11 protein-coding genes are annotated in these 13,430 nt (G+C 43.8%); 4 read left to right on the top strand and 7 right to left on the bottom strand.

Annotation, left to right across the window (positions count from 1 at the left end; genetic code table 11):
* Positions 1-252 precede the first annotated feature (252 nt).
* Positions 253-555, top strand: coding sequence for a DNA base-flipping protein (locus AACR11_RS12245; RefSeq protein WP_005446629.1), 303 nt, complete (start codon positions 253-255; stop codon positions 553-555).
* Between the two features lie 34 nt (positions 556-589).
* Here AACR11_RS12245 and AACR11_RS12240 read toward each other — a convergent pair whose 3' ends face one another.
* Positions 590-1,024, bottom strand: a complete 435-nt coding sequence (locus AACR11_RS12240; RefSeq protein ID WP_005446628.1) for a YbaY family lipoprotein — start codon at positions 1,022-1,024, stop codon at positions 590-592.
* Between the two features lie 167 nt (positions 1,025-1,191).
* Here AACR11_RS12240 and tesB point away from each other — a divergent pair, with 167 nt between their 5' ends.
* Positions 1,192-2,052, top strand: a complete 861-nt coding sequence (gene tesB, locus AACR11_RS12235) for an acyl-CoA thioesterase II (protein WP_005446627.1) — start codon at positions 1,192-1,194, stop codon at positions 2,050-2,052.
* Between the two features lie 56 nt (positions 2,053-2,108).
* Here tesB and AACR11_RS12230 read toward each other — a convergent pair whose 3' ends face one another.
* A complete protein-coding gene (locus AACR11_RS12230; RefSeq protein WP_079324755.1) occupies positions 2,109-5,159 on the bottom strand; it encodes a D-Tyr-tRNAtyr deacylase in 3,051 nt (1,016 codons plus the stop codon).
* Positions 5,160-5,489: 330 nt separating this feature from the next.
* Entirely contained in the window at positions 5,490-5,957 is a 468-nt protein-coding gene (locus tag AACR11_RS12225) for an Lrp/AsnC family transcriptional regulator (protein ID WP_017188345.1), read from the bottom strand.
* 145 nt (positions 5,958-6,102) lie between these two features.
* On the opposite strand from AACR11_RS12225, the gene AACR11_RS12220 reads away from it, so the two are divergent.
* Positions 6,103-7,197, top strand: coding sequence for a PLP-dependent cysteine synthase family protein (locus AACR11_RS12220; protein WP_029789980.1), 1,095 nt, complete (start codon positions 6,103-6,105; stop codon positions 7,195-7,197).
* A 74-nt stretch (positions 7,198-7,271) separates the two neighbouring features.
* On the opposite strand, the gene AACR11_RS12215 is transcribed toward AACR11_RS12220, so the two are convergent.
* The gene (locus AACR11_RS12215; protein WP_005446621.1) at positions 7,272-7,589 is read right to left on the bottom strand and encodes a DUF1244 domain-containing protein; all 318 of its coding nucleotides are present in this window, start codon (positions 7,587-7,589) and stop codon (positions 7,272-7,274) included.
* A gap of 202 nt (positions 7,590-7,791) precedes the next feature.
* Between AACR11_RS12215 and AACR11_RS12210 the strand changes: the two genes are divergently transcribed.
* Positions 7,792-8,367, top strand: a complete 576-nt coding sequence (locus tag AACR11_RS12210; protein WP_029789979.1) for a porin family protein — start codon at positions 7,792-7,794, stop codon at positions 8,365-8,367.
* A gap of 102 nt (positions 8,368-8,469) precedes the next feature.
* Here AACR11_RS12210 and AACR11_RS12205 read toward each other — a convergent pair whose 3' ends face one another.
* The 3 genes from AACR11_RS12205 to AACR11_RS12195 all read right to left on the bottom strand — a co-directional run bounded on the left by AACR11_RS12205 (position 8,470) and on the right by AACR11_RS12195 (position 13,105).
* Positions 8,470-8,667 carry a type II secretion system protein gene (locus AACR11_RS12205; RefSeq protein WP_009698330.1) on the bottom strand — a complete coding sequence of 66 codons (198 nt, stop codon included), beginning with the start codon at positions 8,665-8,667 and terminating at the stop codon, positions 8,470-8,472.
* Positions 8,668-8,894: 227 nt separating this feature from the next.
* On the bottom strand, positions 8,895-12,008 hold the full coding sequence (vmeF, locus tag AACR11_RS12200; protein ID WP_029789978.1) for a multidrug efflux RND transporter permease subunit VmeF: 3,114 nt from the start codon (positions 12,006-12,008) through the stop codon (positions 8,895-8,897).
* Complete coding sequence (locus tag AACR11_RS12195; protein ID WP_029789977.1) at positions 12,008-13,105, bottom strand: efflux RND transporter periplasmic adaptor subunit; 1,098 nt, start codon at positions 13,103-13,105, stop codon at positions 12,008-12,010. The genes vmeF and AACR11_RS12195 overlap by 1 nt, the downstream gene beginning before the upstream one ends.
* Positions 13,106-13,430: the final 325 nt, after the last annotated feature.

Genomic DNA, 13,430 nt, shown 5'->3' with positions numbered 1-13,430 from the left:
CCAACTTGGTAACTCAACGGCATGTCAAACTGGGCATTAAAAGTCGTTGAGCGGGTCTATATGTAAACTAAGCATAAGCTTGTTTTTGTATTTCCAACTTACTCTGAGAGATCACTTGAAGCTCACAAAAGAAACAATAAAAGGCGGTGAAGAGAGATGAGCGACAAATGATGTTAAGGAGCAAGAACTGATAGCGAAGTACAAGTCTTGTGTATTACCATTCCTTGGTAAACAACAATGGACACTTTCAGTATGGACCAATTTTTAATGCAAATCTTTGCTGTAATTCACCAAATTCCCACCGGACGTGTTTCTACTTATGGTGAAATTGCCAAAATGGCTGGCTATCCGGGCTATGCAAGGCATGTTGGTAAAGCGTTAGGTAATCTACCCGAAGGCAGTAAACTGCCATGGTTTCGTGTCATAAATAGTCAGGGGAAGATTTCGTTGAAAGGTCGCGATCTGGAAAGACAAAAGCAAAAGCTTGAAGCTGAGGGAATTGAGGTGTCTGAGATTGGAAAAGTCTCGCTCAGAAAATACAAATGGCAGCCTTAATGGCTGCCATTTTAACAATCAGTTGGGCTAACGATTAACGAGTACCAACAAGACGAATGTTTGCTTGGTGCGTTTGTTCTGCATCTGTAATGACAGGAATGCTAGTGTCATTGATAAAACGCAATTTACCATCCACTTCGATACGAGCACGTAGGCTGTAACGGTGGTTTGGTTTGATATCGTTGCTGTTGTAGCTCAGTTCAAATGCCAAAGGTACTTGTTTACCTTCTGTCTCGAATGTTTGTTTTGCTAGTACTTTAGCTGGGGCATCCGCAAGAGAAACATCTTCTAGCGCAACCGTAACGACTGCGTGCGGAGGCAGTGCAATACGCTCGCGATAAGCCACTGTACCTGTAATTGTCTTCATAGACGCCTCAGCTGATTCCATTTCTGTTGTTTGAGAAGTTTGGCAACCCACTAGTGCAGCACCGAATAGTAAAGAAGTAACAAGTAGTAGTGTTTTTTTCATAGTTTCCTCAACGGGTGTATCAATTCGCGCTAAGTATAGAGGGAGATTATTAAACTGTCTGCTGTACGCTTATCTATTTGACAATAGTTTGACTAAGTTAGAAATTATCAAACAGTTGATTTTGTTTCATAATTGAAGCAGCAATAAAAACAAGGTGAGGAGACATCATGAGTAAACCACTAAGAGAATTGCTCAGCCTACTACAACTCGAAAAACTAGAAGAAGGCTTGTTCCGTGGTCAAAGCGAGAACCTAGGTTTACCTCAAGTTTACGGTGGCCAGGTTATTGGACAGGCATTATCTGCTGCACGTTACACTGTAGAGGACGCACGCACAGTGCACTCGTTTCACAGTTATTTCCTCTATCCTGGCGATCCAGAGAAACCAATCATCTATGACGTAGAGAACCTACGTGACGGGCGCAGCTTTAGTACTCGTCGAGTCAAAGCGATTCAAAATGGTCGTCCTATTTTCTATCTAACGGCGTCTTATCATGGCGATGCTCCTGGTTTTGATCATCAAAACACCATGCCAGATATTCCTGGACCGGAGAATTTCCCTTCGGAAACTGAGCTTGCCAGCCATATTGCAGAGTTCTTACCCGAGCGTTTACGCAAAACATTCTGTGGCGAAAAACCTATCGAGACTCGCCCAGTCAACATCGTAAACCCATTGAAACCTAAGAAAACTGAAGCGAAACAGTACCTATGGATTCGCGCCAATGGAGAAATGCCAGAGAACCAACTGATTCACCAATATCTCCTAGCTTACGCGTCGGATTGGGGCTTCCTAACAACGGCACTTCATCCACACGAAGTGTCATTGATGACTCCGAACTTCCAAGTGGCAACCATCGATCACTCTATCTGGTTCCACCGCCCGTTTAAGATGGATGAGTGGTTGCTGTATGTAATTGAAAGTCCAACCGCCAGTAACACTCGCGGTCTAGTTCGTGGGGAAATCTACAACCAACAAGGTCATCTTGTTGCAACGGCCGTTCAAGAAGGTGTGATGCGCTTTACCAAATAGCTCTTCTCACAAATTGGGACTAAAAAGGAGTGCTTATGCACTCCTTTTTATGTCAGTTAGTTTTTTTGATATTCAAAAGTAACAACAGACCACTCGTACAAGCTGTCTGGAGGACCGTACTCACCTTCACCATAAATCACACCTGGTTCCGCGTATTGCCCCCCTTTCTTAGTGGCCATAAACTCGCGATGTCCACGTCGGTACTGAATCAATGGGCTGACCATCTCGTATTTGGTTCCTTTTTCAAGCTTGCTGTCATCAATAACCAAATAACGAGTCATACGAAAGGTTGCACCGGTTTTACAATAACCTTCCGCTGAATAGTCGATCGCTAAAAATGGGCGAGGATCATTAGGATCCAATAATGCAGCACGACAGCCATCAAAACGAGCAATATGCATCCACACAGCTCGTCGCTCCATTAGGTCATCACTATCTTTAGGTTTCATCTGCAACAAGGCAACTTTACCTTCGCCATTCTCAACCAATTCAGTATCTGTAGGCTCTCGTAAGAAGCTCGCTCCCATAATACCAAATTCACTTTCTTTTAAATTAGCGAATTGTTGTGCATTCAATTCACTACCAACGACCGTTTGACCACCTGTTAAATGTGTGTACTTATCCGCTACGCCAGAAGCAGAGAGGTTGAGTACTACTGTTACCGGAGTGTCACGCATCTCTTTGTAATCGCGAGTTTCTTTCTCAGCAATATTAATTTGCACAGAGCGACTAGAATCATAGCCTTTTAAGGTGATAACACCACGTGAAGGATCTAGTGACGCTATATTTTCGCGTCTGGTGTTGTGTAGTACGTAACTGCGTTCGCCAATTGCTCGACCAAAATCTAGCACCACTTCTTTGAAGGGTTCAAACTCTACCTCTTGACGAAGTACAGACAAACCAGGGTGATCGGCTTTGCCTATTTTCCCCTGATAGCTGACCTTTTTAGTTAGGTAGTTACGTCCTGTCAGAGTGGCTTCAACCGTGTAATCTCCAGCATGCAGTATCGTTAACTCGCCATTGTTTGAAGCCATTTTTACAGACGGTTCTGATTGGTTGATCAAGCGATATTCAGCTTTGACACCATCACCGTTTAAATTAGGTTTTAACTTGTCACCAGGACCATATGTCGCTTGTGGATAGGTAATAGTCGCACGGCTCTCAATCGGTTTAACGGTAACAGCAAAGCTTGCTTGTCCAGCGGAGTATTGCTCATTGCCCACATCAGACACGACAATTCTTGTGCTGCCAGCATTCAGAATTCGCATTTCACCTGAGTTAGGGTCTAATGAAACCACATCGGTTTCTGAACCTTCAGCAAACGCATAGCTGACCTGACCAACCACTCCAGAAATTGTCGGTTTGGCTACCGATGGTTTAAGCGCGTTCCAATTAACTTCGACATCAGAGCTAATCTGGATTCGACTCGGTGCACTCAATATGGTGAAGGTTACCGTTTGATCTGGTCCCGCGGTATAGTTCTGACTCTCTTTACGACGTAACGTTAAGGTTGTCACACCCGCTTTATACACGTGAACCAGACCATTCGCGATGGCATCAGCAACACTCGGCTGGGTATTATCGAGAACTTCAATTCCATCACCAGAAGCGAGCAACCCAAAATCACGTAATAACCGGAACTGATGATTTTTGCTGTATACAACCTCATAGTCTTTCACCGGCATGGCTGAGCCTTGAGCCTTGGCGACACTAAGAACGACGTCAAACTGAGTCGATTGATAATACTCACCACCATCATCTTCAAAACGTAGCGTGTAACTGCCAGCTCGATTTACATAAATTTTACCAGCAGCAATTTGCAGCCCTTCAGGAATAGAATCAACTAATCTGAGTTTGCCTTTCTGACCAGCAAACTGCAGTGGAACCGTTAACTCATCTTGATAGGTGAGAGCAATTGCAACATCTTCCATGCCTGGGTGCGGTGCTGGAGCAATATCAACCGTGATTTGAGTTTGCGTATTAGGAAAATTGCGTATCTCTCGCTCAATAATGTCGATTTTTGCTTGACCGACACCTTGTATGATCAGAGCGTCTCCATTTTGAGATACACGAACAACATCTTGTCCTTCAGCCACATCAAAATAGTAGTCGCCCTTTGCATTGCTAACGAGAGGATACAGCGATTGGTTAGCACTGTAGTTTGCTGCGATATTGACAGAGTGGAGCGGCTGACGCTTACCTTTGGCAACGTTCACCACAAAACGGGCTGTTTGTTGTTGTTGAACAAAACCTTGGCTGTATGTTGCCGTCGCCTCTATTTCGACCTGCCCTGCGTTATGAATCAACAGTAAACCGGTGTTCTTATCAAGAATTTCAACAACATCGGATTGGACGCTACTGTCAGCAAGCTTAAACGTAAGACTCTCAGTTTCGACGTCATCCAGTCGAACTGGTTCTAGTGTTAAACCTTCCCTATAAACAGGACTTAGAGGCGCAAACTGTAATTGTTCAGCACCAACTTGGAAAACATGGACATTGGCATAAATATCGCGCGCTTGGTAATAATCATCTCCCGTATCGTGAATACGGATTCGCGCTTGACCTTGCGCTCCAATAGCATACACGCGACCATTTTGGTCTACGCGAACCAAGTGCTCATCACCATCGACCACTTCGAAGCTTATTTGCCCTCGCTGACCACGAACAACCAATAACTCACCATCTTTATTCAATGCGTTCAAATTGAGTTCGTTGACCACTAAATCAGGGTTAGTGCCTTTGTTCACTGTCACAGTGAACTCTGCCTCAGAAGACTCATAAGTCGAGCTATTATCAATCACTTTTACTTTCGCAATACCAGGACGCAAAATTTGCAATTGCCCGGAATCATCGACTTGGACCACATTCGAAGGTGTTGAAGAGAGGATTTTGTATGTGATCGTACCCTTTACGTTACTCATCTTGGTTTTAACAACGTTTCCAACACGATCAAAAGTAAACGTTGTGTCTTCCACCTTCAACTGAGCACGGCTTTGCTTGGTCGTTTGAGTTGAAGAGTTTGAATTATCGGGTTTGGAATCACCGCCCCCCCCACCGCAGCCTGCAAGAACAGCAGCGAAAAACAAGAGAAAATAATATCTTTTCATTTTTTGTAATAATTTCTTACATCAGGAATTTAGCGCGATAATAATACGATGTTTTATTAATCACCACCCCTCTTTTGGATTAATTTCATACCCATCAACCCCGAAATACATTCACAAAATCCATAAATTGCCGACAATTTTCGAAAACTTGCAAAAAGAAAAGGCAAGCAAACGTTTACCTTACGTTAAGTTATTAAATTAGCGATAATAAATATTGGATTTTCAACAGGTTAAAATATAAGCACCAAATCACACTTTGAGGTGCTAATAATTGTGAGAGGTAAAAGAAGTGAGGCCTAAAAAGGCGCTCACGGAGATGTGAAAGAGAAATTAAACGCCATAAATTGGTAGCTCAGTAGTGTACTTTATCGGTTCCATAGCAAAGGTTGATGTTACGTTGGATAAACCTTTTACACTGTTCACCAATCGTTTATAGAACTCATCAAAACACTTCATGTCTTTGACGACCACTTTCATCATATAGTCGTATTCTCCTGCCATGCGATAGAACTCCATCACTTCAGGGAAATCACTTACGGTCGTCACAAAATGGTTATACCACCCTTCTGAGTGATCACTGGTTTTGAGCTGCACAAACGCAATGAAGGATAAGTCTAACTTCTCCGCACTCAGTAGCGCGACACGCTTTTCAATATAGCCTTCATCTTCTAGCTTTTTTAAACGCTTCCAGCAAGGCGTGGTCGTCAGATTAACTCGCTCAGCTAAGTCATTTAATGACAAGGTTCCATCATTTTGGAGGAAAGAAAGCAACTGCTTATCGATTTTATCTAAGCCCATTACTATAAAAACCCTTTAATGTAGAAAATTTTTCTACTTTTGATAAATAACAGAACAATAATAGCAAAGTTTTTCTCTGCAGTTATAGGTAGATTATCCCTATAGACAAAAACAACTACCCTACAGAATTTCGAGGAGTCATGTTATGTGTACTGACCACAACTGGATCAACAATGCTGTACGCAAAATCGAAGCAGACTTTCAACGCTCAGCAGATACCCACTTATTCAAGTTAGATCTACCTTCTTTGGAAGGCATCGATATCTACTTAAAAGATGAAAGCACCCACCCGACAGGCTCACTAAAGCACCGCTTGGCACGCTCGCTGTTCCTTTACGCGATTTGTAATGGTTGGGTTGGTCCAGAAACCACGGTGATCGAAGCATCATCAGGCAGTACAGCGGTTTCTGAAGCGTACTTCGCTCGTCTTCTTGGCTTACCATTTATTGCGGTGATGCCAAAAACGACGGCACGCAAGAAAATTGAACAAATCGAATTCTACGGCGGCAAAGCGCACCTTGTTGACCGTTCAGACCAAATTTACGATGAGTCTCGTCGACTAGCGAAAGAGCTAAACGGTCACTACATGGACCAATTTACTTACGCTGAGCGCGCAACTGACTGGCGTGGTAATAACAATATTGCGAACTCTATTTTTAGCCAAATGGAGTTGGAAGATCATCCAATCCCAAGTTGGGTTGTAATGAGCCCAGGTACAGGTGGTACGTCGGCAACCATTGGTCGCTTTATTCGTTACCAAAAATACGACACAAAACTGTGTGTGGTTGATCCAGATAACTCGGTATTCTATGACTACTTCCAGTCTGGCAACGCAGAGATTAAAGGCGAAAACGGCAGCAAGATTGAAGGTATCGGTCGTCCACGAGTAGAGCCTAGCTTTATCGCAGGTGTGGTAGACGAAATGCGCAAAATTCCTGATGCAGCAAGCGTAGCAACAGCACATTGGCTGTCTGGCTTAATTGGTCGTAAAGTTGGCGCGTCGACAGGCACCAACCTATATGGTGTTCTTCAGCTTGCATGTGAGATGAAACAACGGGGTGAGACTGGCTCTATCGTAACGCTTCTGTGTGACTCTGGTGAACGTTACCTAGATACTTACTACAACACGGATTGGGTAAAAGAAAACATCGGTGACATTCAACCTTACCTAACACAGCTTGAAATTATTCAGTCAAAAGGTTGCGTTGAACCAGCATGTTGCGGTCCAATCACTGAGTAAAACTCAGACGCCAAATAAAGAAACAAGCCCGCTCAATCAGCGGGCTGTTTTTTTATCTGCTTAATACAGAAAAATCACTTCTTCTGGCGTGCTTCAAATGCAGCCAATTGCTCTGGCGTTGCTTTAGGTTGGTGGTTCTGTTTCCATTCATCGTAAGTCATGCCATAGACACGCTCACGAGCATCATCGATATCGATATCCGCACCTAGTTCTTCAGCTTCTGCTTTATACCATTTGCTAAAGCAATTGCGGCAGAAACCAGCAAGGATCATGAGATCAATGTTTTGCACGTCTTTATTTTCATCCAAGTGAGCCAATAGGCGACGAAATGTCGCTGCATCAAGCTTGTCTTGCTCTTCTTGGGTTAGATTTTTGTACTTGAATTCAGCCACTTTACTTTCCTTTTATTTCTCTCGCAGTTCATAGCATAGAAATGAGTGAGCGTGATGAGTCTAAAATTTGCGTCATTACAACAAATTTCCCTCTAAAACCACGCACTCACCCAAAAGACTGATATGATAACTGCCAGTTATCTTATTGATTAAATTAATACTAATTCTAAAAACGGTCTTTCACAAAGGTTATCGCCAAGTTATGAAAAACGCCATCCTATTATTATCTGCATTGACCATGAGTCTGCCAACTTTCGCTACTCAAGAACAAACTCACCAATCTTATTTGTACCTTGGAACTGGTAATGTGGGCTTCGACACGCCGGACTTTGGTTCTGATCGAGACAGTGGTTGGTCAACACCTCATATTACAATTGGCTGGGGCTACAACGTAAACCAATACCTTGCGTTTGAGGGTGTGTTGCGTTATTCACAAAATGAACTTAAGAATGATTCTCTTAAGACAGACTTAGACCTTCATTACTACCAAGCAGGTATGTCAGCCGTACTAACAAGCGATAACTTGGGTGATACACCATTGTCACTATTTGGTCGCGTGACCGCATTGGGTACTCAAGCAGAAATGTACATTCCTGATGTTCAAAAAGTCACCGATGACTCTGGCGCGCTATTCAACGTTGGTGCAGGTATTCACTGGGACATGAGTAAAGATATTTGGCTTCGTGCTGAGTACATCTACAATGTGGCAGATATGGGCTTTGATAACTTTTATGACAGCTATGAAGGTGTCCAAGTAAGCTTAGGTAAACGCTTTTAATCAGACTTTCCCAAGCTTATATTACGTTCAGAATTGAAGACAAAAAAACCGAGGTCATTACCTCGGCTTTTTTGAATTTATTGCACGGAGTCACTAAGCAACTTATTGTTCAGAAAACTGACCAGCGGTGTCTTGCTTCACATGACTACTGCCTTGACCCGCATCCAATGAGGTCAAAATGTTTTCTTGGCGATCTTGAATCGCGCCTGTTAACTGCGGTAATGCAGTTGTCGCTAATAGCGCCATTGCACCAGCAACTAAAACCATCTCAACCATGTAACTGCCACGGAATTTTTTCAAGGGAACACCTCAATAGTAACGCCAGCCAAAGTATTAATCCTCAGATACATTGCCTGCCAAGACCCATCATTCGGTCAAACACGATGAGCGAGTCCTGTGCCCCTCGAAGAAGTGGCGAAATAATAACCAATAATTATCATTAGATCTATAAATAGCCAAGCGGAAAATATAAAAAAACCGAACAAAAATTGTTCGGCTTTTATATTCAACGTCTTAGCGGTAACACCTTATGGATGAGCAATACGTCCTTTTGTGTCGTGGCTTAGCGCTTTGTTCAACTCAGCCTCTACATGACCAGGTGAACGTGTCTTCGCAGAGATCAATCGGTACATCGCAGGGATAACAAACAGTGTCACTAATGTCGCAAAGCCCATACCGAAGAAGATAACCGTACCGACAGCCACACGGCTTTCATAACCCGCGCCTGTCGACATGATCAAAGGAATCGCACCGGCAAGTGTTGTGAATGCAGTCATCATGATCGGACGTAGACGACGAGCTGCCGCATCAGTAATCGCTTTTTCAAATTCAATGCCACGGTCACGTAACTGATTAGCAAACTCAACGATCAAGATACCGTTCTTAGTTACCATACCGATCAACATGATCATGCCGATCTGACTGTAGATGTTCATCCCTTGGCTCATCACTACCAAACCAAGGAAGCCACCAAAGACCCCCATCGGCACAGTGAACATTACCACTAGAGGGTTGACGAAGCTTTCGAACTGTGCCGCCAATACGAGATATGCAACTAACAATGCCAAGGCAAATACAACTGCAACACTGGCTTGGTTCTCTTTGAAATCCTTTGACTCACCAGAATAGCTCACTGAAATATCACCCGGCAGGTTATCAATCGCTTCTTGGTCTAAGAAGTCAAGCGCCTCACCTAAAGTGTAGCCTTCTGATAAATTGGCAGTAATGGTGATGGATTTCTGTTTGTTATAGTGGGACAAACGAATCGATGCAGCCACTTCTTCTACCTTAGTCACCGTATCTAAAGTCACTAGCTCACCGCTGGTAGTGCGCAAGTAAATCTGGCTTAAGTCAGCCGCGTTATTGAAGCTATTTTCATCACCTCGAAGGTAAACATCATATTCTTCACCACGGTCAACATAAGTCGTTTCACTTTTACCACCAAGCATGATTTCCAGAGTTTCAGAAATGTCTTGAACACTTACGCCAAGTTCAGCCGCGCGGCGTTTGTCGACAGACACCAATAGCTCTGGCGTTTTCTCTGAATAATCGATTTCAGCGCCTTCCATCATTGGTGATTCTTCAGCTTTGTTCTTGAGCATTTCTGCCCAGACTAATAGCTCATCGTAGTCCGATCCGCCCAAGACAAACTGCACTGGTTCGCTCGATCCACCACGAAAACCCGGCATGAATGGGAAGACACGAACGTCAGGAATACCTGCCAGTGATTTGCGAACTTGATTCAACGCATCTTGAGCTGTGACATCACGTTCGTTCCAGTCTTCCAGAATCATGATAACGAAACCCGTTTGGTCACCCGCTTGACCACCGAATGCTGGTGTTTGGATACTGAACGATTTCAAGAATCCTTGCCCTAGTAACGGCATTAAGCGATCTTCTACAATGTCCATGTTCGCTGACATACGATTATAGGAAGTTGCATCAGCACCACGAACAAAGGCAAAGATCACGCCTCGGTCCTCTTGCGGAGTTAACTGTGCAGGCACTTGATTCATCAAGAAGTAACTGCCACCCATACACGCGATAATAACCAAAGGTGCAGCCCAGCGGACTTTCAACGCACCGCGCAGCGCTGTACGATAACCTGCTTCCAATTTCGCAAACAGCTTATCAACGGCTTGATTAAATCGGTTTGGTTTCACGTTCGCTTTTAGAATTTGACTGCCTAAAACAGGAGTAAGCGTCAAAGCAATTAAGGACGAGAAGATCACCGACATTGCCAACAAAACTGAGAATTCAGTAAACAGCAAACCGACCATGCCATCCATAAAGGAGATCGGCAGGAATACCATCACAAGAACTAACGTTGTGGCGATAACAGCAAAACCTACTTCACGCGTACCTTTGTAAGCCGCCAATAATGGTGATTCACCACGTTCAATATGGTGGAAGATGTTCTCTACTACTACGATTGCATCGTCCACAACCAGACCAATAGACAGGATCAACGCCATCAAGGTAATGAGGTTAATAGAGAAACCAAAATAGTAGGCAGCGATGAATGATGAAATCAGTGACACTGGTACCGTCACCGCAGGAATCAACGTTGCTCGTGCTTGACCGATAAAGATGTACAAAACCAGAATTACCAGACCACCCGTAATAAAGAGTGTACTGTAGACCTCATCGATCGAACGTTCGATAAAGACAGTGGCATCATAATCAATAGCTAGACGAGTCCCATCTGGCAAAAACTTCTGGATTTTATCCACTTCAGAACGTACAGCCTGCGCAACTTCTAAAGGGTTCGCATCTGATTGAGGCACCACCCCCAAACTGATGTTCACGACACCATCACTCTTAAAGGTCGAGTTTTCGTTTTCTGCACCGATAAACACATCAGCCACGTCTTTTAGGTAAATAGGCGTGTTGTCACTTGCACGTTTCACCACAAGGTATTGGAAATCTTCTGGCGTGTTGTATGTACGGGCAGTTCGCACTGACATCACTGTCGAATCGTTTCGAACTTCACCACCCGGACTTTCTAAGTTTTCACTACGAAGCGCTGCTGTAATATCAGAGGCAGTAACCGAACGTCCTGCCATCAGATCTGGTTTGAGTTTCACGTACATCACTTTGTACAAACCACCAGACAGATCGATAGAACTAACACCCGAGATCAAACTGAAACGGTCCATAAGCACACGTTCGGCATAATCCGTCAATTGTGTGCGGTCCATCTCTGATGAGCTGAGGTTAATATAGAGAGAAGCTTCACCAGAACCATTGTTTTTGTAAACAACAGGATCATCAGCTTCATCTGGCAACGAACGCTGTGCTCGAGCTACCGCATCACGAACATCACTTACGCCGGTATTAAGGTCATAACCCAATTCAAAAGTGATGGTGATACGCGACATGCTGTTGCGTGTAGTGGAGCTAATTTCATCAATTCCACTGATGCCCGAAAGTTGATCTTCCAGTACCGAAGTAATTTGGCTTTCAATGATGGTTGCAGAAGCGCCTTCATAACGAGTGCTGATCGATACAACTGGACTTTCGATATCTGGCATTTCACGCACTGCAAGTTTGGTAAACGACACAAAGCCGAATACACATAGCAGCATGCTTAATACCAGCGCCGCAACAGGGCGTTTTACGGAAACGTCAGAAAGTAACATTAATTTGCTTCCTTAGCCGCTTCGTCTTGCGCGCCCTGCTCACTGGTTGCATTCGCAGTTTTCGCTTTTCCTGGTGCGATGATTTCTTTCACTTCGACGCCATCGCGCATGTTCACAATACCTTGCACGACAATCTTGTCGCCAATCTCTACACCAGATTCAATCACCACTTCATTATCGACACGCGCCCCCAAGAACACTTCTTGACGCTGCGCTTTGTTGTCTTCATCAATAACATACACAAACCGCTTCGTTCCGGAATATTCCAGCGCTTGAACTGGGATAATTGGTGCTTCAATCGCAGGGAATGCCAAAGACGCATTCATAAGCATGCCCGGCTTCAGATGGTTTTCTGGGTTATCGAATTCAATACGAATACGTAAGTTCAACGTTTCTGCACTGATACGAGTATCGATGCCTGTGACTTTACCGACAAAATCAACACCGCTCCAAGCGCTGGTAGTCGCGTGAACCTCCATACCAACAGATAACATCGATAGGTAACGCTCAGGTACTTGCAGATCCAGTTCCATTACGGACAAGTCATCTAACGTCAGCAACTCAGAGCCTGCACTGACCATTTTTCCTCGACTAAAATCGATAAAACCAACCGTACCGGCAAAAGGTGCACTGATATTTAGATCCGCTAGGTTAGCTTTTGCTGCATCTAGACGCGCTTCCGCAATCTCTACGCTTGCTTTTTGCGCATCAATTTCCGTTTGAGTAATGGCATTACGTTTCACCAAACGCTGAAACTCTTTTAACTTACGCTGTTCATCTTTTAGGTAAGCTTTTGCTTCTACTAATGCTGCTTGCGCTTTGTCATCATTTAGTAGAATGAGCAGCTGATCTTGTTGAACGTTTTGATTGGCTTTTACGGGGATATCTTTTACCTTGCCAGCAACTTCAGAAGCAACAATCACTGATTGGGCAGCTTCTAGCTTACCAATCAATGATAGAGATTGGTTGATTTGATGCGTCTCTACTTGTTCAGTTACGACCGTAACCGTCGATGGACCACGTTTTGCAGCAAAAGCCCCAGGTGATGCCATTAAAATAGAAAGCGTTAGAACGGATAAAGTGGCTCTCATACTCATAATTTTGACTACTAAACAGATAAACTTATGTCATTAAACTGATTACAGTTTATCAGTTGATACGACGCCTAACGTCAAGTAGTGTAAATTCAAGTAAAAAGTCAGTTTCTCTTTTGTATAAACGACATACAAAACGCTGACTTTCTACCATCTTTGCCCAAAAAGGCAGCATTCAACTTAAAAACGTAAGAAAAACGCTTTACAGCTTGAGCGAGTTTGCTATGATGCGCTCCGCACTTGAGAGATGTGTTGGGAAAACATTCTTAAGTATAAAAATACCCTGGAGGGGTTCCCGAGTGGCCAAAGGGAGCAGACTGTAAATCTG

It is taken from the genome of Vibrio sp. L85, assembly GCF_963871815.1.
Lineage (GTDB): Bacteria > Pseudomonadota > Gammaproteobacteria > Enterobacterales > Vibrionaceae > Vibrio > Vibrio harveyi.
This window is presented reverse-complemented; position numbering and strand designations above follow the sequence as displayed.

Coding starts and splice junctions, on each gene's coding strand:
- AACR11_RS12245 (WP_005446629.1), top strand. CDS start 253: ATGGACCAATTTTTAATGCAAATCTTTGCTGTAATTCACCAAATTCCC.
- AACR11_RS12240 (WP_005446628.1), bottom strand. CDS start 1,024: ATGAAAAAAACACTACTACTTGTTACTTCTTTACTATTCGGTGCTGCA.
- tesB (WP_005446627.1), top strand. CDS start 1,192: ATGAGTAAACCACTAAGAGAATTGCTCAGCCTACTACAACTCGAAAAA.
- AACR11_RS12230 (WP_079324755.1), bottom strand. CDS start 5,159: ATGAAAAGATATTATTTTCTCTTGTTTTTCGCTGCTGTTCTTGCAGGC.
- AACR11_RS12225 (WP_017188345.1), bottom strand. CDS start 5,957: ATGGGCTTAGATAAAATCGATAAGCAGTTGCTTTCTTTCCTCCAAAAT.
- AACR11_RS12220 (WP_029789980.1), top strand. CDS start 6,103: ATGTGTACTGACCACAACTGGATCAACAATGCTGTACGCAAAATCGAA.
- AACR11_RS12210 (WP_029789979.1), top strand. CDS start 7,792: ATGAAAAACGCCATCCTATTATTATCTGCATTGACCATGAGTCTGCCA.
- vmeF (WP_029789978.1), bottom strand. CDS start 12,008: ATGTTACTTTCTGACGTTTCCGTAAAACGCCCTGTTGCGGCGCTGGTA.
- AACR11_RS12195 (WP_029789977.1), bottom strand. CDS start 13,105: ATGAGTATGAGAGCCACTTTATCCGTTCTAACGCTTTCTATTTTAATG.